Source organism: Amycolatopsis sp. NPDC104863, from assembly GCF_055582965.1.
This window is the reverse complement of record NZ_JBVJOW010000001.1, coordinates 1,448,550-1,467,468: the sequence shown is the minus strand read 5'-3', so window position 1 is coordinate 1,467,468 and position 18,919 is coordinate 1,448,550. Positions and strand designations below refer to the sequence as shown.

Annotated in this window: 19 protein-coding genes and 1 pseudogene; 11 read left to right on the top strand and 9 right to left on the bottom strand. The window is 73.5% G+C overall.

The window, feature by feature from the left end; genetic code table 11:
* Positions 1-88: 88 nt before the first annotated feature.
* Positions 89-517, bottom strand: coding sequence for a TetR/AcrR family transcriptional regulator C-terminal domain-containing protein (locus tag ACZ63J_RS06450; RefSeq protein WP_465398358.1), 429 nt, complete (start codon positions 515-517; stop codon positions 89-91).
* Between the two features lie 52 nt (positions 518-569).
* Here ACZ63J_RS06450 and ACZ63J_RS06445 point away from each other — a divergent pair, with 52 nt between their 5' ends.
* Genes ACZ63J_RS06445 through ACZ63J_RS06435 form a run of 3 tightly spaced genes read left to right on the top strand, consistent with a single transcriptional unit; the run spans position 570 to position 3,071 of the window.
* Complete coding sequence (locus tag ACZ63J_RS06445; protein WP_465398357.1) at positions 570-830, top strand: hypothetical protein; 261 nt, start codon at positions 570-572, stop codon at positions 828-830.
* Positions 831-859: 29 nt separating this feature from the next.
* Positions 860-1,465, top strand: a complete 606-nt coding sequence (locus ACZ63J_RS06440; RefSeq protein ID WP_465398356.1) for a TetR/AcrR family transcriptional regulator — start codon at positions 860-862, stop codon at positions 1,463-1,465.
* Positions 1,449-3,071, top strand: coding sequence for an acyl-CoA dehydrogenase family protein (locus tag ACZ63J_RS06435; RefSeq protein WP_465398355.1), 1,623 nt, complete (start codon positions 1,449-1,451; stop codon positions 3,069-3,071). The genes ACZ63J_RS06440 and ACZ63J_RS06435 overlap by 17 nt, the downstream gene beginning before the upstream one ends.
* Here ACZ63J_RS06435 and ACZ63J_RS06430 read toward each other — a convergent pair.
* Positions 3,068-3,601: a TetR/AcrR family transcriptional regulator gene (locus ACZ63J_RS06430; protein ID WP_465398354.1), complete on the bottom strand. Its 534-nt coding sequence runs from the start codon at positions 3,599-3,601 to the stop codon at positions 3,068-3,070. The genes ACZ63J_RS06435 and ACZ63J_RS06430 overlap by 4 nt on opposite strands.
* A 76-nt stretch (positions 3,602-3,677) precedes the next feature.
* Here ACZ63J_RS06430 and ACZ63J_RS06425 point away from each other — a divergent pair, with 76 nt between their 5' ends.
* A complete protein-coding gene (locus ACZ63J_RS06425; protein WP_465398353.1) occupies positions 3,678-4,892 on the top strand; it encodes an FAD-dependent monooxygenase in 1,215 nt (404 codons plus the stop codon).
* A gap of 260 nt (positions 4,893-5,152) precedes the next feature.
* On the opposite strand, the gene ACZ63J_RS06420 is transcribed toward ACZ63J_RS06425, so the two are convergent.
* The 4 genes from ACZ63J_RS06420 to ACZ63J_RS06405 are packed head-to-tail and all read right to left on the bottom strand — an operon-like array spanning position 5,153 to position 10,546.
* The gene (locus ACZ63J_RS06420) at positions 5,153-6,265 is read right to left on the bottom strand and encodes an SWIM zinc finger family protein (RefSeq protein WP_465398352.1); all 1,113 of its coding nucleotides are present in this window, start codon (positions 6,263-6,265) and stop codon (positions 5,153-5,155) included.
* Positions 6,262-8,793, bottom strand: a complete 2,532-nt coding sequence (locus tag ACZ63J_RS06415; protein ID WP_465398351.1) for a DEAD/DEAH box helicase — start codon at positions 8,791-8,793, stop codon at positions 6,262-6,264. The genes ACZ63J_RS06420 and ACZ63J_RS06415 overlap by 4 nt, the downstream gene beginning before the upstream one ends.
* 44 nt (positions 8,794-8,837) lie before the next feature.
* The gene (locus ACZ63J_RS06410; RefSeq protein WP_465398350.1) at positions 8,838-9,620 is read right to left on the bottom strand and encodes an ABC transporter permease; all 783 of its coding nucleotides are present in this window, start codon (positions 9,618-9,620) and stop codon (positions 8,838-8,840) included.
* On the bottom strand, positions 9,617-10,546 hold the full coding sequence (locus tag ACZ63J_RS06405) for an ATP-binding cassette domain-containing protein (RefSeq protein ID WP_465398349.1): 930 nt from the start codon (positions 10,544-10,546) through the stop codon (positions 9,617-9,619). The genes ACZ63J_RS06410 and ACZ63J_RS06405 overlap by 4 nt, the downstream gene beginning before the upstream one ends.
* 79 nt (positions 10,547-10,625) lie before the next feature.
* Between ACZ63J_RS06405 and ACZ63J_RS06400 the strand changes: the two genes are divergently transcribed.
* A complete protein-coding gene (locus ACZ63J_RS06400; protein WP_465398348.1) occupies positions 10,626-11,402 on the top strand; it encodes a TetR/AcrR family transcriptional regulator in 777 nt (258 codons plus the stop codon).
* On the opposite strand, the gene ACZ63J_RS06395 is transcribed toward ACZ63J_RS06400, so the two are convergent.
* The gene (locus ACZ63J_RS06395) at positions 11,385-12,554 is read right to left on the bottom strand and encodes a cytochrome P450 family protein (protein ID WP_465398347.1); all 1,170 of its coding nucleotides are present in this window, start codon (positions 12,552-12,554) and stop codon (positions 11,385-11,387) included. The two genes, ACZ63J_RS06400 and ACZ63J_RS06395, sit on opposite strands and share 18 nt — an antisense overlap.
* Positions 12,555-12,640: 86 nt before the next feature.
* On the opposite strand from ACZ63J_RS06395, the gene ACZ63J_RS06390 reads away from it, so the two are divergent.
* The 5 genes and pseudogenes from ACZ63J_RS06390 (at position 12,641) to ACZ63J_RS06370 (ending at position 16,603) form a co-directional block, all read left to right on the top strand.
* A complete protein-coding gene (locus ACZ63J_RS06390) occupies positions 12,641-13,684 on the top strand; it encodes a TetR/AcrR family transcriptional regulator (RefSeq protein WP_465398346.1) in 1,044 nt (347 codons plus the stop codon).
* Positions 13,685-13,747: 63 nt separating this feature from the next.
* A pseudogene (locus tag ACZ63J_RS06385) lies at positions 13,748-15,004 on the top strand (RNA polymerase sigma factor); the annotation flags it as partial.
* A gap of 12 nt (positions 15,005-15,016) precedes the next feature.
* Positions 15,017-15,781 (top strand): alpha/beta fold hydrolase, encoded by a 765-nt coding sequence (locus ACZ63J_RS06380; protein ID WP_465398770.1) that lies wholly within the window; start codon positions 15,017-15,019, stop codon positions 15,779-15,781.
* 1 nt (position 15,782) lies between these two features.
* Positions 15,783-16,118 carry a YciI family protein gene (locus tag ACZ63J_RS06375; protein ID WP_465398345.1) on the top strand — a complete coding sequence of 112 codons (336 nt, stop codon included), beginning with the start codon at positions 15,783-15,785 and terminating at the stop codon, positions 16,116-16,118.
* Positions 16,118-16,603: a GyrI-like domain-containing protein gene (locus ACZ63J_RS06370; protein ID WP_465398344.1), complete on the top strand. Its 486-nt coding sequence runs from the start codon at positions 16,118-16,120 to the stop codon at positions 16,601-16,603. Before ACZ63J_RS06375 ends, ACZ63J_RS06370 begins: the two co-directional genes overlap by 1 nt.
* Here the strand turns inward: ACZ63J_RS06370 and ACZ63J_RS06365 are convergent, their stop codons facing one another.
* Together ACZ63J_RS06365 and ACZ63J_RS06360 are read right to left on the bottom strand one after the other, a co-directional pair.
* Entirely contained in the window at positions 16,604-17,059 is a 456-nt protein-coding gene (locus ACZ63J_RS06365; protein ID WP_465339516.1) for an anthrone oxygenase family protein, read from the bottom strand.
* Positions 17,060-17,076: 17 nt separating this feature from the next.
* Positions 17,077-17,901: a Rossmann-fold NAD(P)-binding domain-containing protein gene (locus ACZ63J_RS06360; protein WP_465398343.1), complete on the bottom strand. Its 825-nt coding sequence runs from the start codon at positions 17,899-17,901 to the stop codon at positions 17,077-17,079.
* Positions 17,902-17,983: 82 nt separating this feature from the next.
* Between ACZ63J_RS06360 and ACZ63J_RS06355 the strand changes: the two genes are divergently transcribed.
* Positions 17,984-18,916: an AraC family transcriptional regulator gene (locus ACZ63J_RS06355; protein WP_465398342.1), complete on the top strand. Its 933-nt coding sequence runs from the start codon at positions 17,984-17,986 to the stop codon at positions 18,914-18,916.
* Positions 18,917-18,919 lie beyond the last annotated feature (3 nt).

The following is an 18,919-nucleotide window of genomic DNA, read 5'->3' as shown; positions in this document are numbered from 1 at the left end:
GAGTGCGCTCCAGCGCAACCCCGCGGGAGGATGGCGGGGTGGAGCGGGTGCTGGTGCTGGGGTACGGCGGGCGCTCGAGGCGTCCGATTCAGCCGCGCAGGTTGAGGGACGCGACGGCGTGGTCGGTCCATGCCGCGAGGAAGCGGTCGGGGGCGAGGTCGCCCGGGGTGTGTCCGATGAGGACGTCCAGGATCGGGTAGTAGGTGAGGGAGGCGACCAGCACGGCCGCGGTGGCTTCGGGGTCGGTGACGTTCGCGCGGCCCTGGTCGCGCAGGGTGGTGATCCATTCCGTGCCGCGCCGGTAGACGGTCGCGACGACGCCTTGCCACATCGCTTCGAACAGCTCCGGGAAGCCGGTGAACTCGCGGATCATCAGCCGGACGAGGTCGCGGTCGGCGGCGAGGAACGCCCAGACGACGTCGGCGAACACGCGCAGGGCTTCGCGGGGGTCGTCGGGCAGCTCGGCGTCGGCGGTTTCGGCCGTGCGGGCGGCGAGGCGCTCGAGGTTGTCGTGCACCGCCGCGTCGGCGCTGCCCGGGCTCGGACCGGGGCCGAAGGTGGTGTCCCGGATGACGCTGACGCCCGGCGAGCGGGTCGACGTCCGGCTCCCCGACCGGCGGGAGAACCGGCTGGCCCGGCGGTTCTCGACGTTCGAGGCGAGCTTCGGGTGCGTGCTGGTGCCCGGCGGGATCCGGGTGACGCGGCGGATCGTGTTCGGGTTCGCCGCTCCCCTGCGCCGGCTGGTCGAGCCGGTCCTGCGGCGGAAGCTGCGGGCCGACGTCGAGGCGGAGGTGCGGGGCGCGAAGCGGCTGCTGGAGAGCGTTGACTGAAGCAATGAATCAGTGCTTCACTTCTTGACGTGCCCTACCGCCGCACCCCGAAGGTGCAGGAACGCCTGGACGCCCAGCGCGAGACGATCGTCGTCGCGGCGACGCGCCAGCTGGCCGAACACGGCTACAGCGGCTGCTCCGTCGCCGCCGTCGCCGAGCGGGCCGGCGTGGCCGTCGGGAGCGTCTACAAACACTTCCCCACCAAGGCCGACCTGGTCGTGCACGTGTTCCGGCAGGTCGTGACGCGGGAGGTCGAGGCCGTCCGGGCGGCGTCCGCGCAGCCGGGCGAGCCCGCCGAACGGGTCCTGGCGGTGTTCGAGACCTTCGCCCAGCGCGCGCTCAAGGCGCCGCGCCAGGCGTACGCGCTGCTCGCCGAGCCGGTCGACGCCCTCATCGACGCCGAACGCCTGGAGTACCGGCGGGCGTTCACCGAGGTCGTCGCCGAGCACGTCGCGGCCGGGGTCCGGGCGGGCGCGCTGCCGCCGCAGGACGGCCGGCTCACCGCCGCCGCGCTGGTGGGGGCTGCCGCCGAAGTTCTGATCGGCCCGTTGACCAGTGGGAACGCCGGTGACGTCGCCGAGCTCCGCACGTTTGTCGTCCGCGCTCTAGGAGGTTCCGATGCCCGCCACGCATGAGGTCGTCAACCAGGTCCCGCCGCTGGCCGGCCACGACGTCGGGGCCGACCCGGCGCTGCTGGACGGCCTGGCGCGGGCCGGGGCCGGCTGGGCGTCGGACGAGGTGCACGGGCTGGGCCGGCTGGCCGGCAGCGAGCAGGCCCAGGAGTGGGGCCGGCTGGTCAACGAGAACGAGCCGGTGCTGCGCACCCACGACCGCTACGGCCACCGGATCGACGAGGTCGAGTTCCACCCGCACTGGCACGACCTCATGGACGTCGCGGTGTCCCACGGCCTGCACGGCACACCGTGGCAGGACTCCCGCGAGGGCGCGCACGCCGCCCGTGCGGCCAAGTTCTACGTCTGGGGCCAGGTCGAGGCCGGGCACAGCTGCCCGATTTCGATGACCTACGCGGCGATCCCGGCCCTGCGGGCCAACCCGGAGCTGGCGGCGCGGTACGAGCCGCTGCTGGCCGCGACCGAGTACGACTTCGGGCTGCGGGAGCCGTCCACCAAGCGCGGGCTGATCGCGGGCATGTCGATGACCGAGAAGCAGGGCGGCTCCGACGTCCGCGCCAACACCACCACCGCGACGCCGAACGCCGACGGCAGCCACACCCTCGTCGGGCACAAGTGGTTCACCTCCGCGCCGATGTCGGACATGTTCCTGACGCTGGCCCAGGCCCCCGGCGGGCTCTCCTGTTTCCTGCTCCCCCGCGTGCTGCCCGACGGCTCCCGCAACCCGATCCGGCTGCAGCGGCTGAAGGACAAGCTGGGCAACCGGTCGAACGCGTCTTCGGAGATCGAGTACGACAACGCCGTGGGCTGGCTCGTCGGCGAGGAGGGCCGCGGGGTCCGCACGATCATCGAGATGGTCAACAACACCCGTCTCGACTGCACCCTCGGCAGCGCGTCCGGGATGCGGCTGGGCGCGGTGCGCGCGATTCACCACGCCACGCACCGGCACGCGTTCGGCAAGGCGCTGGTCGACCAGCCGTTGATGGCCAATGTGCTGGCCGACCTGGTGCTGGAGTCCGAAGCGGCGACGACGGTCGCGATGCGGCTGGCCGCGGCGGGTGACCGGCCCGGCGACGAGCAGGAGCAGGCGTTCCGGCGGCTCGGCCTGGCGGTGTCGAAGTACTGGGTGTGCAAGCGGGCGCCGATGCACGCGGCGGAGGCTCTCGAGTGCTTCGGCGGCAACGGGTACGTCGAGGAGTCGGGCATGCCGCGGCTCTACCGCGAGGCGCCGCTGTCGTCGATCTGGGAAGGCTCGGGCAACGTCGCGGCGCTGGACGCGTTGCGCGCCATGGGTAAGCAGCCGGAGTCGGTCGCGGCGTTCTTCGCCGAGGTCGAGCAGGCGGCCGGGGGTGACGCGCGCCTGGACGACGCTGTGGACCGCGTCCGCAAGGAGCTGACCGACCTCGAAGGTATCGAGTACCGGGCGCGGCGGCTGGTCGAGGCGATGGCGCTGGTGCTGCAGGGCTCGCTGCTGGTGCGCCACGGCCACCCGGCGGTCGCGGACGCGTTCTGCGCGTCGCGCTTCGGCGGGGACTGGGGCATCGCGTTCGGCACGCTGCCGGCCGGGGTGGACACGGCCGCGATCATCGATCGCGCCGCGGTGCGTTAGCGGCCGATGGCGTCGAGGGCCCCGGCGACGGCCGCGGCCTTCAGCTCCTCCATGGGCGCGTCGGGGAACTGCATGCAGACGTCCTGCAGGCCGCCGAGGGCGAGGATCGCGCGGGCCTGCTGTTCGAGGGTGGGGTCGGGTCCGCAGATCAGCGCGGTGAGCCGGGTCCGCCAGGCCAGGGCCTTGTCGACGAGCCCGAGGTCGGCCAGCGTCGGCATCTCGGTGAGCAGCATGATGAAGTTCGCCCGGTTGCGGTAGTTGACGTCGAAGAAGCCCTCGACGAGCTCGCGCGCGGGCGTGTCGCCGCGGGCTTCGTAGTCGAGCAGGAACTTCTCGCCGTCGTCGATCAGCGGCTGGACGATGCTGCGGACCAGGTCCTCGCGCGACGAGAAGTGGTAGTACAGCGCGGGTTTGGTGATGCCCAGCCGGTCGGCGATGTCCTGCAGGCTGGTGCGCTGCACGCCCTGGGTCGCGAAGAGCGTGCGTGCGACATCCTGGATGCGCTGCCTGGTGTCTGACGGCTTGGCCACGCGCCCAGCATAACTGACTTAACGGTAGGTAAGACTCGTGGTACAACTTACCTACCGTTAAGTCAGGGAGGCACTCATGCGGATTCTGATCTCGGGCGCCAGCATCGCGGGTCCGGTGCTGGCGTACTGGCTGTCCAGGCACGGCTTCGCGGTCACGGTGGTCGAACGCGCCCCCACCCTGCGCAAGACCGGCGGCCACGCCGTCGACCTGTTCCGGCCCGCCATGGACATCACCGAACGGATGGGGGTGCTGCCGCGCGTCGAGGCGGTGGCCACCGGCTCCACCCGGCTGACCATGCACCGCGAAGGCGTGCGGCGGCCGGTGCGGATCGACCTGGCGAAGATCTTCCGGGCCGCCTCCGACCGGCACGTCGAGATCATGCGCGACGACCTCAGCGAGATCTACTACGACGCCGGCCGCGAAGACGTCGAGTACCTCTTCGGCGACTCGATCACCGCCCTCTCCCCCGACGGCGACGTCACCTTCGAGCACGCCGCGCCGCGCACCTTCGACGTCGTCGTCGGCGCCGACGGGCTGCACTCGAACGTGCGCCGGCTGGTCTTCGGCGAAGAAGCCGGGCTGACCAAGTTCATCGGGGCCTACCTGGCCGTGCTGTCCCTGCCCGACACCCTCGGCCTCGACGACGGCGAAACCGTCATCCACCTCGGCGCCGGCCGCACCGCGGGGTTCTACAGCGCCCGCCACATCACCGACGCCCGCGCGGTCTTCCTGTTCCGCCGCGACGAGCAGCTCGACTACGGCCACCGCGACGTCCCGCGGCAGAAGGAGCTGCTGCGCCAGGCCTACGCCGGAATGCACCCGCACGTCGACGCCTGGCTGGCCGAGCTGGACGGCCCGGGCCCGTTCTACTTCGACTCGATCACCCAGCTGCGGATCGACTCCTGGTCCCGCGGACGCGTCACCCTCGTCGGCGACGCCGGGTACTGCCCCGGCCCGGCCGTCGGCGGCAGCACCAGCCTCGCGGTGCTCGGCGCGTACGTCCTGGCCGGCGAACTGGCCGCAGCGGGCGGCGACCACGAGCGCGCCTTCGCCGCGTATGAAAGGGAAATGGGCGACCTGGTGCGCAAGAGCCGCGCGTTCGCCGAAGGCGCCGCACGCACCTTGATCCCGGCGACGCGCACTGGCGCGTGGGCCCTGGCCCGCGGCGGGCAGCTGATCTCGGCCCTGCCGGCGGGGGTGAGCCGGACGCTGGCGAAGCTCAACAGCAGCGGCGCCCGGATGCACGACTCGATGCGGGTGAAGGACTACACCGTCACGCCCGTGGGCTGAGCCCGGTCGAAGCCGCGTGCCGCTCAGCGGTGGTGGGCGCCGGGCACCGGCAAACCCCGGGACAGCGGGGCGCCGACGTGGACACCATCGAGCCGGGCGGGGGGGGGGGGGGGGGGGGGGGGGGGGGGGAAGAGGGGGGGGGGGGGGGGGGGCAACAACCCCCCCCCCCCCCCCCACCCCCAGTGGGCCCGGCGGAACCCCGCCGTCAACGCACAGGAGACAGCGGGGACCACGCTGGATACCGGGAATCCCGGCGGGTTTCAGCCCGGCAGCAACCCCGGGTCGGTCTCCGGCGGACCCGCGGGCCACCACGTGCCGTCCTCGAGCCGGTACGGGTGCCAGCGGCCTCGGTGGTCGAGCCGCAACTGGACCGCGCCGGCCGTGCAGTGGTTGCGCTCGAACAGCGGCTCCTCGTCGGTGACGTCGGCGAGCGCGACCCGCGCGGCCGCCAGCGCCGCCTTGGGCGGGGACCACGACGATTCGAGGACCTCAAGACCGTCCCGCCCGCCGTAGCTCCAGGCCGCGACCGCCCGCCGGAAGCCGCTTCCCTCACCCAGCCGCTCCGCCACCGCCGGGAACTGCGCGGCCAGCCGGACCGCGTCGTGCCGGCGTCCCGGCCACGGCTCCCCCGCCAGCAGCGCCCGCGCCTGCCCCGACGCGTTCGCCGCCAGCAGGGCGAACGCCTCGGCCGGCACCCCGGGCGCCGTCGGGATCGACGGCGCCCCCGACGGCTCGAACAGCGCCAGGTCCGGCAGCTCACCCGGCGTCCGGTCCACCGGGACGGCCGGGAAGTCGTCCCGCGGCGCGGTCCGGCTCTCCAGCTCCGCCCGGATCTCCCGCTCACCCAGCCCGCGCATCAGCAACAGCACGAACGGGTCCGCGTCCAGCAGCCACGACGCCTGGAACGACAACGCCGCCGCGTGCTTACACGGCAGCTCCCAGCCCGGGCAGTCGCACTCCGGGTCGAGGTCGCCGATCCCCGGCAGCAGGTGGACCCCGGCGTCGTCGGCCGCGGTCACCAGGTCGTGCGGCATGTCCCGGTCCAGCAACGCCGCCAGGTGCCCCGCGCGCGAGGCGACCCGGTCCAGGAACCGCGTCCAGTCCGCTTCGGACAGCTCCGCCAGCCGCAGCTCGGTCCGGTACGGGCCGCCGTCGGCGTCGTCGACCACCGCCGCGATCCGGCCCGGGCTCACCGTGATCGGCCCGACCAGCCCGGCCGCGGCGTACCGGCGGCCCGCCTTGAGCTGACGCAGGTCCAGCGCGGTGTCCTCCATCGCGCTCACCCACGCCCGCCCCCACCACGACGTCGCGAACCGCCCGCGTGTCCCCGTCGCGCCGAACGCGGGAAACCCGCGCACCCGCTCGTCGCTCATCCGCGGCTCCTCAGCTCGACGAGCTCCGCGAGCTCGGTGTCGGTCAGCTCCGTCAACGCCGCCTCGCCGCCGGCCAGCACGGCGTCGGCCAGCGCGCGCTTCTCCCGCAGCATCGCCGCGATCCGGTCTTCGACCGTGCCTTCGGTGACGAGCCGGTGCACCTGCACCGGCCGGGTCTGCCCGATCCGGTACGCCCGGTCGGTCGCCTGGTCCTCCACCGCCGGGTTCCACCAGCGGTCGAAGTGCACAACGTGGTCGGCGCGCGTCAGGTTCAGCCCGGTGCCCGCGGCCTTGAGCGACAACAGGAACACCGGCACCTCACCGTCCTGAAACCGCTTGACGAGCTCTTCGCGACGGGGCACGGGGGTGCCGCCGTGCAGCAGCTGCGTGCCGATCCCGCGTGCCGCCAGGTGTTTTTCCAGCAGCCGGGCCATGGCGACGTACTGGGTGAACACCAGCACCGCGCCGCCCTCGGCGAGGATCGTGTCCAGCAGCTCGTCGAGCAGCTCCAGCTTCCCCGACCGGCCGCCGCCCTCTTGAAGAGACAGAGCCTTGAGGTACTGCGCCGGGTGGTTGCAGATCTGCTTCAACGCCGTCAGCAGCTTCACGATCCGGCCGCGCCGCGCCATTCCGTCACTCCCGGCGATCTCGGCCATCATCTCCCGCACGACCGCCTCGTACAGCGCCGCCTGCTCGGGGCTGAGCGTCACCGGCCGGTCCGTCTCGGTCTTCGCCGGCAGCTCCGGCGCGATCCCCGGGTCGGACTTGCGACGCCGCAACAGGAACGGCCGCAGCAACCGCGCCAGCCGCTCCGCCGCCCCGGGACTGCCCGCCTCGATCGGCTTCGCCCAGCGCGCCCGGAACTCCGCCAGCGACCCGAGCAGACCCGGCGCCGTCCAGTCGAGGATCGCCCACAGCTCCGAGAGCGTGTTCTCCACCGGCGTGCCGGTCAACGCCACCCGCGCGTCGGCGGGCACCAGCCGCAACGCCTTCGCCGTGCCCGACCGGTGGTTCTTCACGTGCTGGGCCTCGTCGGCCACCAGCAGCCCCCACCGGATCCCGGCCAGCGGCGCGGGATCGGCGCGCAGGGTGCCGTAGGTCGTCAGCACGAACCCGTCGAGCTCGTCCAGCGAGCGCGCGCCGCCGTGGAAGCGCCGCACCGGCACCCCCGGGGCGAACCGGCGGATCTCGTGTTCCCAGTTGCCCAGCAGCGACGCCGGGCACACCACCAACGTCGGCCCGGCCGCGCGGTGCAGGTGCAACGCGATCAGCGTGACCGTCTTGCCCAGCCCCATGTCGTCGGCGAGACAACCACCCAGCCCGAGCCCGGTCACCGTCGCCAGCCACTGCAGCCCGCGCAGCTGGTAGTCCCGCAGCGACGCGGCCAGCCCGGCCGGCGGCGCCTGCGGCTCCGGGGGCTCGGACAGCCGTTCCCGCAGCCGCGCCAGCCAGCCGTCGGTGACCACTTCGACCGGCTCGCCGTCGACGTCGGTGGTGCCCGACAGCACCGCGCCGAGCGCGTCGACCGGCGTGAGCGGCTTCAACGTCCGCTCCCGCGCCTTCGCCGCCAGCGCCGGGTCGACCAGCACCCAGCGGTCGCGCAGCCGCACCACCGGACGGCGGGCCTCGGCCAGGGCGTCCAGCTCCGCCTCGGTCAGCACCTCGCCACCCAGGGCCAGCTGCCAGTCGAACGCCATCGCCCGGCCGCCGCCGAAGAACGCCGGCAGGTCACCGGGTGCGTCCCCGGCCCGCACGACCGCCCGCGCGGTGAGCGCCCCGGCCAGCTCGGCCGGCCAGTGCACGTCGATCCCGGCCGCCGCCAGCCGCGGCGCCGCGGCCGCGAGCAGCTCGGTCACCTCGTCCGCGCCGAGCGCCAGCCGGTCCGGCACGGCCGAGGTCAGCAACGGCCCCAGCGCCGGCCACACCTGCGCACCCCGCCGCAGGGCCAGCACGACGTCGATGCGGGCGCGCGGGCCGAACCGGCCCGTCTCCCACAGCTCGACGGCATCGGCGACCCGGCCGGGGTCGGCGAGGCTGTGCACCTGCACCACGGCGTCGAAGCGGCCGGTGTCGAACCCGCCGGGCGCCTCGAGCCGCAGGGACACCCGGATGCCCGAGTCGAGCCCGGCGGCCAGCTCGTCGGCCCAGTCCCGCACCGTCTCGGCCCGCTGCGGCGCGACCGCGGCGAACAACCGCGTCCCGGCCGCCTTCGCCGCGGCGGGCATGCGCGGCAGCGTGTCGGCGACGGCGTCGAGGAACGCCCGCAGCAGCGGCCCCGGCGCCCGCTCGCCCGCGGGCATCGCCGCCGCGAGATCCCGCAGCCACGCGGCTTCCGCCGGTTCGAGCGGCCCGACGCGCCAGGCGTCGTGCCCGGCCTCGGTCACCCCCGGCAGCAGCCGTCCCGCCGCGACCAGCCGCAGCGCGGCCTTCGCCGCGGTGGCCCAGAACAGCGTGGACGGATCGGGATCCGTCCACGCGAGCAACTCCGTCAGACCGTCCGTTATGGACAGTTCCCGGTCGTCGAGCACCAGGCGGCCCGCTCGTGGCGGTTCACCCGGCAGGAAATCGGTGGTCAGTTCCCCAGCCTCCCGTATCGGCGCACGGACAACGGCACGAACACCGCGAGCAGCACCAGCGGCCACACCACGGCCATCAGCACGGCGTGCTCGCTCACCCAGGACGTCCCCGCCGCCCCCGGGTTGCCGAACAGCACCCGCGCCGCCGTCACCGTGGAGGACAACGGGTTCCACTCCGCCACGGTTCCCAGCCACGCCGGCATCGTCGCGGTCGCCACGAACGCGCTGGAGAGGAACCCGAACGGGAACTCCAGCGTCTGCGCGAGCGTCACCATCGACGGATCCGTCGTCAGCAGCCCCAGGTAGATCCCCGCCCACACCAGCGCCGTGCGCAGCAGGAGCAGCAGCACCACCGCGGCCAGCGTCTCCCCGAGGCTGCCGTGCGGGCGCCACCCGACGGCGAACCCGCAGCCGAGCAGCACCGCCAGCGCGAGCACCGCGTTCACCAGGTCCGCGGCCACCCGGCCGGTGAGCACCGCCGACGGCGCCATCGGCAACGACCGGAACCGGTCGGTGACACCCTTGGTGGCGTCGTCGAGCACCGAGATCATCGTCCCCGACAGCCCGAACGCCATGGTCATGGCGAACATCCCCGGCATCAGGAACTCGCGGTAGGAGCCGCCGCCGGGCACGGTCATGCCGCCGCCGAGCAGGTAGGCGAAGATCAGCACCATCAGGATCGGGAACGCCACCACCGTGGCCAGCCGGGCCGGGCGCCGCGCCAGGTGCGCGAGGTAGCGCCCGGTCAGCGTCCAGCCGTCTTCGAGGGCCCACCTCATCGCGCCACCTTCCCCGTCAGCTCCAGGAACACCTCGTCGAGCGTCGGATGCCGCAGCGCGACGTCGGCGACCACCAGTTCGGTCGCGCCCAGCTCGCGCACGACGTCGGTCAGCATCGACGGCTCGGCCGGGGCGCTGACCCGCAGTTCTTCGGTGACGGGCTCGGTCCCGGTGACGCGGGCCAGCAGCGCCGCCGCCGGGGCGACGACGTCCGGGTCGGGCAGGGTCAGCTCGATCCGGGTCGCGCCGAGTGAGTCCTTCAGCTCGGCCGGGGTCCCTTCGGCGATGACGCGCCCGTGTTCGACCAGCGAGATCCGGTCGGCCAGCCGGTCGGCCTCCTCGAGGTACTGGGTGGTGAGCAGCACGGTCGTGCCGTCGGCGACCAGTGACCGCACCGCCCGCCAGACCTCGGCGCGGCTGCGGGGGTCGAGGCCGGTGGTGGGCTCGTCGAGGAACAGCACCCGCGGCGCGGCGAGCAGGGACGCGGCCAGGTCGAGCCGCCGCCGCATGCCGCCGGAGTACGCCGAGACCGGCTTCGCGCCGGTGTCGGCGAGGCCGAAGCGGTCCAGCAGGTCGTCGGCGCGGCGGGCGGCCTCGCGCCGGCCCAGGTGGTGCAGCCGGCCGAACAGCACCAGGTTCTGGCGTCCGGACAGCAGCTCGTCCACCGCGGCCTGCTGCCCGACCAGCCCGATCGACGCGCGGACCTTCGCCGGTTCGGTGGCGACGTCGAAGCCCGCGACCCGGGCGAGGCCCTCGTCGTGGCGCAGCAGGGTGGAGAGCACACGGACGGCGGTCGTCTTGCCCGCGCCGTTGGGTCCCAGCAGGCCGTGGAGCGTGCCCGCCGGGACGGAAAGAGCGAACCCGTCAAGGGCGTACGCGGCGCCGTAGCGCTTGCGAAGTCCCTCGGCCTGGATCTGCAGGGTCATCGTCCCCCTTTACTCTGTACTGTGTACAAAGAAGAGGTTAGCACAACTCTGTACGTTGTACGAGAATCGGGTGGGCAGAATGGGCGGCGTGACCACGGAGGAGACCGGCGGCGGTGACCCGCGACGCGCGATCGAGCTGCTCTGGGGCGTGTCGGCACCCCCGCGACGCGGCCCGAAACCGAAGCTGACCACGGCCGACGTCGTCCGCGCGGCGATCACCCTTGCCGACGCCGACACGCTCGACGCCGTCACCATCCGCGGCGTCGCCGAGCACCTCGGCGTCTCCCCCATGTCGCTCTACACCTACGTGCCCGGCCGCACGGAGCTGCTGGACCTGATGGTCGACCACGCCCACGGCGAGCTGCCCGCCCCCGAACCCGGCCTCGGCTGGCGCGCGGCACTGACCGCGGTCGCCGACGGGCAGTGGGCGCTGTTCCACCGGCATCCCTGGCTGCTGCAGGCCACCACCAGCCGCTCGGCGCTGGGCCCGAACAGCTTCGCCAAGTACGAGCACGAACTGCGCGCCGTCGAAGGCATCGGCCTGGACGACGTCGAGATGGACGCCGCCGTCGGCCTGGTCACCGGCCTGGTCCGGACGACCGCGCGCAGCTCGCTCGACGCCGCCCGCCTGGTCCGCACCAGCGGCCTGACCGACGCCCAGTGGTGGGAACGCGCCGCGCCGGTGCTGGCCGGCATCCCGGCCGCCGACGCGGCCAACTACCCCCTCGCCTCCCGCGTCGGGCAGGCCGCGGGTGAGGCCCACAACGCCGCCGAAGACCCGGCCTACACCTTCCGGTTCGGCCTCGCCCGGGTCCTCGACGGCATCGAAGCGCTGATCTCAGAGCGTCAGCGGTAGTTCCGCGGGCCGCCACGTCCCGCCGTCGGGCGCGCGCGGCACGTCACCGGCCAGCGCCAGATCCGGGAAGCGCGCGAACAGCGCCGAGAGCGCCACCTCCGCCTCGACCCGGGCGATCGACGCGCCCAGGCAGAAGTGCGGGCCGTGCGAGAACCCCAGCTGCGCCGGCCCGCCACGGGTGACGTCCAGGCGGTCCGCGTCGGCGAACACCCGCGGGTCGCGGTCGGCCGCCACCATCGCCGCCGTCACGCGCTCGCCCTCGCGGATCACCTCGCCGCCGATCTCGACGTCTTCCCGCGCGAACCGCGGGGTGGTCAGCAGCTGCGGGCTGCAGAAACGCATCAGCTCCTCGACCGCGCCCGGCCACAACGTCGGATCCGCGCGCAGGGCCGCGAGCTGGTCCGGGTGCCGCAGCAGGGCTTCGACGGCGTTGGCGAGGAGGTTCACCGGTGTCTGCCCGGCCAGCACCAGGTGCCAGACCAGGGTGACCAGCTCGGTGTCGGTGAGCCGGTCGTCGTCCTCGGCGCGCACGAGGTCGCCGATGAGGTCGTCACCCGGCTCGGCCCGGCTGCGCGCCACCGCCTCCTTCGCGCCCGCGATGATCTCCGGGATCGCGGCGGTGAAGTCCGGGCCCATCCCACTGGCGACCGCGGCGCCGTACTGCCGCCAACGCGGCCGGTCGGCCTCCGGAATGCCCACCAGCTCGCAGATGACGTCCATCGGCAGCGGCCGGGCGAAGTGCGGGATCAGGTCGACCACACCGTCGTCGGCGTGGGCGGGCAGCTCGTCGAGCAGCCGTTCGGTGAGCGCGGCGAGCCGGGGCCGGAGCTGCGCCGCGCGTTTCGGTGTGAACGCCGGCGCGACCAGGCGCCGCAGCCGCAGGTGCTCGGGCCCGTCCTGCTCGGCCATCGTCCGCATGTACTCCAGGCAGTGCTCGGGGATGCCCGGCGGGCGCATGAAGCTCTCCGCGCGGACCTCGAACCGCGGGTCGACGAGCATCGCGCGCGCCTCGGTGTAGCGGGTCAGCGCCCAGAACGGGCCGAAGCCGGGGATCACGAGCTTGGCCAGCGCGCCGGCTTCGCGGGCGTGGTCGTAGGCGGTGAACGGGTCGGTGAGGACCTTGAGGTCGGTCAGGTCGATTTCGGGGATCATCCACCACTCCAGATGTTCAAATCAGATGTTCTTATCATCTCAGTGGTCACGGTATCTTGACTCGCGACACCACGGCAAGGAGGACGATGGTCAGGCTCAGCAGGGCAGAGACCCAGGAGCGCAACCGCGCGAAGGTGCTCACCGCCGCCCGCGACGAGTTCGCCCGCCGCGGCTTCCGCGAGGCGAAGATCGACGTCATCGCCGAACGCGCCGAGCTGACCCGCGGCGCCGTCTACTCCAACTTCCCCGGCAAACGAGCCCTCTACTTCGCCGTGCTGGCCGACCTCGCCGAACGCGCGCCCCGGCCCGCGACCCCGCCGCCCGACGCGAGCGCGTCCGACGTGCTGGCCGCGTTCGCCCGCGCCTGGGTCGCCCGGCTCCCCCTGGCCACCGACACCGACAGCGACGAGGCCCGCCTCGGCCGCGACCTGCTGCCCGAGATCCTCGCCGACGAGCACACCCGGCGGCCGTTCGCGCAGCTCATGCGCGTCGAGGCGATCCTGCTCGGGCTCGCCCTCGAACGCCGTCGCCCCGGACGGCGCCTGGTCCGCGTCGCCGAAGCCGCCCTCACCACCCTGCACGGCGCGAGCCAGCTCGCCGCCGCCGCGCCCGGCTTCGGCGAGCCGTTCCACGTCGTCACCGCCTGCGCCGCCCTGCTCGACCTCGGCCTGAGCGACGACTGGCCCGCGACCCCGCCGATCACCAGCCAGGCCAAGCCCGTCGACGAGCCGTGGCGTCCGCCCGCGGGCACCGACCTGCTGACCGGCGAGACGATCCGGCCCGGCGACGGCGTCGTGACCGTGCTCGGCCTGCACCGCGCGGCCGCGTTCGAAGAAGCCGTCCGCACCGGCGCCGACGTCACCGCGGTGCTCGTCACCAGCGACCCCGGCGAGCTCGCCCCGCTGGCCCGGCTCGCCGTCGCCGACCTGCGCGGCTGCCTCGACCAGGCGATCACCCCGCCGGCCCGGCCCCGGCTGCGGATCGTCTGCGACACCACCGGCGAGCTCGCCGCGGCCGCCGGCGTCACGGCGGTCAGCGACGCCACCGAGGCGGCCGTCCGCGTCGAAAACGGCCGGATCGTCGTGCGGGCCGAAGGTTTCGGCGCCTGTCACGCGGCGGCGACCGGCTAGGTGTCGGTCCCGGCGCCCGCCGTTCGTCGGCGGGGTGACCGGAAACGTGGGGAGGTACGGGTGGTGGACGTCGAGAGCGCGGTCGCCGAGGCGTTCCGTGAGGAGTGGGGCCAGGTCGTGGCCACGCTCATCCGGATCACCGGCGACTGGGACCTCGCCGAGGAGTGCGCCCAGGAGGCCTTCGCGCTGGCCCTGCGCACCTGGCCCCGCGACGGCGTGCCACGCCGGCCCGGCGCCTGGCTCACCACCGCCGCCCGCAACCGCGCCACCGACCGGCTCCGCCGCGACGCCCTCGGCGCCGCCAAGCTCCGGGAGGCCGGCCTCGTGAACGTCCCCGACGACCCCGACACCGACCACAGCGGCGTCACCGACGACCGGCTGCGGCTCATCTTCACCTGCTGCCACCCGGCCCTGGCCACCGAAGCGCAGGTCGCGCTCGCCTTGCGCACCCTCGCCGGGCTGAGCACCGCCGAGATCGCCCGCGCGTTCCTCGTGCCGGAAGCGACCATGTCGCAACGGCTGGTGCGGGTGAAGCGCAAGATTCGCAACGCCGGCATCCCCTACCGCGTCCCGCCCGCGCACCTGCTGCCCGAACGCACCACCGCCGTGCTGGGCGTGCTGTACCTGACCTTCAACGAGGGCTACTCCGCCAGCGCCGGGCCCGACCTGCTGCGCCCCGACCTCGCCGCCGAAGCCCTCCGCCTCGCCCGCGTCCTGGCCCGGCTGATGCCGGACGAACCCGAAGTCCTCGGGCTGCTCGCGTTGCTGCTGTTCCAGCACGCCCGCCGCGCCACCCGCACCGGCGTGCACGGCGAACTGGTCCCGCTGGAAGAGCAGGACCGCAGCCGCTGGGACGCGGGTGAGATCACCGAAGGCACCCAGGTCCTGGAGACCGCGCTGCGCCGACGCCGGCCCGGGCCGTACCAGATCCAGGCCGCCATCGCGGCCTGTCACGCCACCGCCGTGACGCCCGCGAACACCGACTGGGCCCAGATCGCCGGCCTCTACGGTGAGCTGCGCAAACACGTCCCCAGCGAGGTCGTCGAGCTGAACCGGGCGGTTGCGGTCGGCATGGCCGACGGTCCCGAGGCCGGGCTCGTGCAGCTCGAGGGCCTGACGATGACCGGCTACCACCTGCTCCCGGCCACCCGCGCGGACTTCCTGCGCCGTCTTGGCCGCCATGCCGAAGCCGCCGAGTGGTACGCGAAAGCCCGCGACCTCGCGCCCACCGACGCCGAGCGCGACTACCTCGCCCGAAGAATGTCCGAGGTGCTGTCGGTCCCGGACGGGCCCGTTCGTCGGTCGGGTGAACCCCGACCACCGGAGGAGCCCATGCCCACCCTCGCCGTCCCCGGCGCCACGATCACCTACGACGTCACCGGCCACGGACCCGTGCTGCTGCTGGTCCCCGGCGGCCCGGCCGACGCCGCGGTGTTCACCCACATCCGGCCGCTGCTGGCCGAAGACCACACCGTGGTCACCTACGACCCGCGCGGCCTCGGCCGCAGCCCCCTCGACGGCGAACCGGGGGACGACGTCATCCGCGAGCACGCCGACGACGTGCACCGCCTGCTCACGGAAGTCGGCCCCGCCGACGTCTTCGCCAGCAGCGGCGGCGCCATCACGATGCTCGACCACGTCCGGCGGCACCCTGGCGACGTCCGCACGCTCGTGCTGCACGAACCGCCCGTCAGCCGTTACCTGCCCGCCGCCGCCCTCGACGGCCCCGACATCCCGGCCCTCTTCCGCGACCAAGGCCTCGACGCGGCCTTCGCCGCGTTCATGGCGCTCGTGGGTGTCGACCCCGCGCCCCCGCTTGACCCCCGGGGCGAAGGCAACTTCACCTACTTCTTCCGCCACCTGATGGCCGCCACCGGCGGCTACCAACCCGACCTCGACGCGCTCCGGGCGACACCCGCGCGGCTGGTCGTCGCCGTCGGCGAGAAGTCCGCCGGGACGACGGCCCGCGAAGCCGCCCTCGGGTTCGCCGCCGGTCTCGAGCTCACCGCCGTCGAGTTCCCCGGCGACCACGGCGGGTTCGCCACCGAACCGGAAGCTTTCGCCGCGCGCCTGCGCGAAGTACTGGAAGGACACTGACATGCAGTACCTGCTGATCATCGCCGGCGACGAGACTGCCGAAGAACACCAGGACGACGGGTGCGGCGGCTGGAGTGAAGACCTGGCCCGCCGCGGCAAGATCCGCGGCGGCGGTGGCCTGCGCCCGCCGTCGGAAGCCACCACGATCCGGGTCCGCGACGGCGAGGTCCTGCTCACCGACGGGCCGTTCACCGAAGCCAAGGAACAGATCGGCGGGTTCGTCATCCTCGACTGCGACGACCTCGACGAAGCCCTCGAGCTCGCCGCCAAGCACCCCGCCGCCACCTACGGCAGCATCGAGGTGCGCCCGATGTTCGTCCCCGAGGAGCCCGCCTGATGCCGTCCACAGTGGATCGACCCGCCCAGCGCTACGTCGCCGAACGCGCGACGCTGGGGATCGAGCAGTTCCCGCGCATCGCCGACCGGCTGCCCCCGCTCATCGGCGCCCTCGCCGGCCACGGGGTCGTGCCCGCCGGAGCGCCGTTCTTCCGCTACCGCGTGCTGCACCCCGGCATGCGGTTCACCGTCGAGGCCGGCGTCCCGATCGAGGGTGATTTCACGCCGGAAGAACCCGCCTTCCTCGGTGAGGTCCCAGCCGGCAAGTACGTCCTCGAGACCTACGTCGGCGCCCCCGACGGCCTTGCCGCCGCCACCGCCGAGGTCCTGGCCTGGGGCGCGGCCGAGGGCCTCACGTGGGACGTCACCGAAGGCCCCGACGGCGAGGAATGGGGTGGCCGCCTGGAAGTCCTGCGCACCAACCCCCTCGAACAGCCCGACCCCACCCAGTGGGTCACCGACCTGCTGTTCCGCCTCGCCGACTGATCAGCTCCGGGTGAGCACGGCGGCGACCAGGCAGCCGAAGCCCGCCGTGCTCACCAGGGCGCGGATGACGTTCCAGCGCACCCAGACCGCCTCGAACGCCGCCCGCACCGCGGCGTAGTCGTCACCGCCGCTCTCCAGCGCGTTGTTGAGCGGGATGTTCACCACCCCCGTGATCACGACCATCGCCAGCAGGAACACGAACCCGGCGATGATCCACGGCAACGGCCGCGACCCCAGGTTGACGAACACCGCGACGCCGGCCAGCACCGGCGCGCCCAGGAACGTCAGCATGAAGACCGGGTTGACGATCGCGACGTTGATGCCCCGCATCGCCTCCACGAACGTCTTGTCGTCGCCGCGAGCGAGCCCCGGCATCACCGAGCAGGCGTAGGCGTAGAACAACCCCGCGATCAACCCGGCCGCGACCAGCGCGGCCACCAGCACCACAGTGGACATCGAGCTCTCCTTCCCCTTCACCGCGCCCAGACCCCGGTGGCCGCCGCGTCCCGGGCGAACTCGGCAAAATCCGTCGCCGGGCGGCCCAGCACCTTCGCCACGTCGTGCGTCACCGACTCGTTGCGCCCGTCGAGCACCCGGGCGAACAGCTCGGTGAGCGCTCCCACCTCGTCCTCCGGGACGCCGTACCCGACGGCCGCGGCCGCGTAGTCCTCGGCGGAAACCGGAACATAGCGGACATCCCGCCCGGACGCGGCCGAAATGTCCGCGGCGGCGTCGGCGAAGCTCAGCAACCGCGGACCGGTCAGCTCGTAGAGCCGTCCCGTGTGCCCAGGCTCGGTCAGCACCTTCACCGCGACGTCGGCGATGTCGCGGACGTCGACGAACGGCTCGGTCACCGTGCCCGCCGGCAGCGCGATCTCCCCGCCGCGCACCGCGTCGAGCAGGAAGTGCTCGCTGAAGTTCTGCGCGAACCAGCTGCACCGCAGGACCGTCCAGCCGGTGCCCGCGTCGGCCACGATCCGTTCGCACGCCTCGGCTTCTTCCTCGCCGCGGCCGGAGAGCAGCACCACGTGCCGCACCCCCTGGGCGACGGCGAGCTGGGTGAACGCGCGGATGTCGCCGGCCGCGTCGGGCACCACCAGGTCGGGGTAGTAGGTCAGGTAGACCGAGCCGACCCCGTCGAGGGCCGGCGCCCAGGTCTCACGGTCACTCCAGTCGAACGGCGGCGCGCCGCGCCGCGACGTGATCCGCACCGGCAGGCCGCGCTCCCGCAGCCGGTCCGCCACGCGGCGTCCGGTCTTGCCGGTGCCGCCCACCACCAGGAAGTTCGTTGTTGTCATGGCAGTGAGTCAACCGGCTCCGAGTGAGACTCTCCATAGTTCAAAGCCTTGATCGCATGTTTCATCGTCTACACTTGGCGGCATGGATCCGCTCGCCGCGCTTCTCGACGGCCCCCGCGCCCACGGCGCGTTCCTGCTCCGCTCGGTGCTGACGCCGCCGTGGGCGCTGCACATCGAGGACGAGGCGCCCCTGACCGTCGTCTCCGTCGTCCGCGGCGAAGCGTGGATCGTGCCCGACGGCGGTGAAGCCGTCCTGATGCGCGAAGGCGACGTCGCGATCGCGCGCGGCCCGGACCCGTACCTCGTCGCCGACCACCCGGCGACGCCACCGCAGGCGATCATCCTGCCCGGCCAGGAGTGCCGCACCCCCGACGGCGGGCACCTCACCGACTACGCCGACCTCGGCGTCCGGACCTGGGGCCACGGCACCGACGGGCCGGTCGTGCTGCTCACCGGCACCTACGGCATGGAAGGCGAGCTCAGCAAACGGCTCCTCGCGGCGCTGCCGGTGCTGATCGTGCTGCGCGCGGACGACTGGCCGACCCCGCTGGTCGGGCTGCTCGCCGCCGAGATCGGCAAGGACGTGCCCGGCCAGGAAGCCGTCCTGGACCGGCTGCTCGACCTGCTGCTGATCGCCGCGCTGCGGACCTGGTTCGACCGGCCCGACACCAGCGCGCCCGCCTGGTACCGCGCCCACGACGACCCGGTCGTCGGCCAGGCGTTGCGGCTGCTGCAGCACCAGCCCGCCGAACCGTGGACGGTCGCGAAGCTCGCCGCCAACACCGGGGTCTCCCGGGCCGCGCTGGCCCGGCGGTTCGCCGTCACCGTCGGCGAGACGCCAATGGCCTACCTCGCCGGCTGGCGGCTCGCGCTCGCCGCGGACCTGCTGCGCCAGCAACCGGACGCCACGATCGGCTCGGTCGCCCACCAGGTCGGCTACGGCAGCGCGTTCGCGCTCAGCGCGGCCTTCAAACGCGAGTTCGGGGTCAGTCCCCAGCAGTACCGGACGGCGTGAACG

Coding starts and splice junctions, on each gene's coding strand:
- ACZ63J_RS06445 (WP_465398357.1), top strand. CDS start 570: ATGACGCTGACGCCCGGCGAGCGGGTCGACGTCCGGCTCCCCGACCGG.
- ACZ63J_RS06425 (WP_465398353.1), top strand. CDS start 3,678: ATGCGGATTCTGATCTCGGGCGCCAGCATCGCGGGTCCGGTGCTGGCG.
- ACZ63J_RS06375 (WP_465398345.1), top strand. CDS start 15,783: ATGCAGTACCTGCTGATCATCGCCGGCGACGAGACTGCCGAAGAACAC.
- ACZ63J_RS06400 (WP_465398348.1), top strand. CDS start 10,626: ATGGGCGGCGTGACCACGGAGGAGACCGGCGGCGGTGACCCGCGACGC.
- ACZ63J_RS06420 (WP_465398352.1), bottom strand. CDS start 6,265: ATGAGCGACGAGCGGGTGCGCGGGTTTCCCGCGTTCGGCGCGACGGGG.
- ACZ63J_RS06380 (WP_465398770.1), top strand. CDS start 15,017: ATGCCCACCCTCGCCGTCCCCGGCGCCACGATCACCTACGACGTCACC.
- ACZ63J_RS06395 (WP_465398347.1), bottom strand. CDS start 12,554: ATGATCCCCGAAATCGACCTGACCGACCTCAAGGTCCTCACCGACCCG.
- ACZ63J_RS06355 (WP_465398342.1), top strand. CDS start 17,984: ATGGATCCGCTCGCCGCGCTTCTCGACGGCCCCCGCGCCCACGGCGCG.
- ACZ63J_RS06405 (WP_465398349.1), bottom strand. CDS start 10,546: ATGACCCTGCAGATCCAGGCCGAGGGACTTCGCAAGCGCTACGGCGCC.
- ACZ63J_RS06410 (WP_465398350.1), bottom strand. CDS start 9,620: ATGAGGTGGGCCCTCGAAGACGGCTGGACGCTGACCGGGCGCTACCTC.
- ACZ63J_RS06435 (WP_465398355.1), top strand. CDS start 1,449: ATGCCCGCCACGCATGAGGTCGTCAACCAGGTCCCGCCGCTGGCCGGC.
- ACZ63J_RS06360 (WP_465398343.1), bottom strand. CDS start 17,901: ATGACAACAACGAACTTCCTGGTGGTGGGCGGCACCGGCAAGACCGGA.
- ACZ63J_RS06365 (WP_465339516.1), bottom strand. CDS start 17,059: ATGTCCACTGTGGTGCTGGTGGCCGCGCTGGTCGCGGCCGGGTTGATC.
- ACZ63J_RS06370 (WP_465398344.1), top strand. CDS start 16,118: ATGCCGTCCACAGTGGATCGACCCGCCCAGCGCTACGTCGCCGAACGC.
- ACZ63J_RS06390 (WP_465398346.1), top strand. CDS start 12,641: ATGGTCAGGCTCAGCAGGGCAGAGACCCAGGAGCGCAACCGCGCGAAG.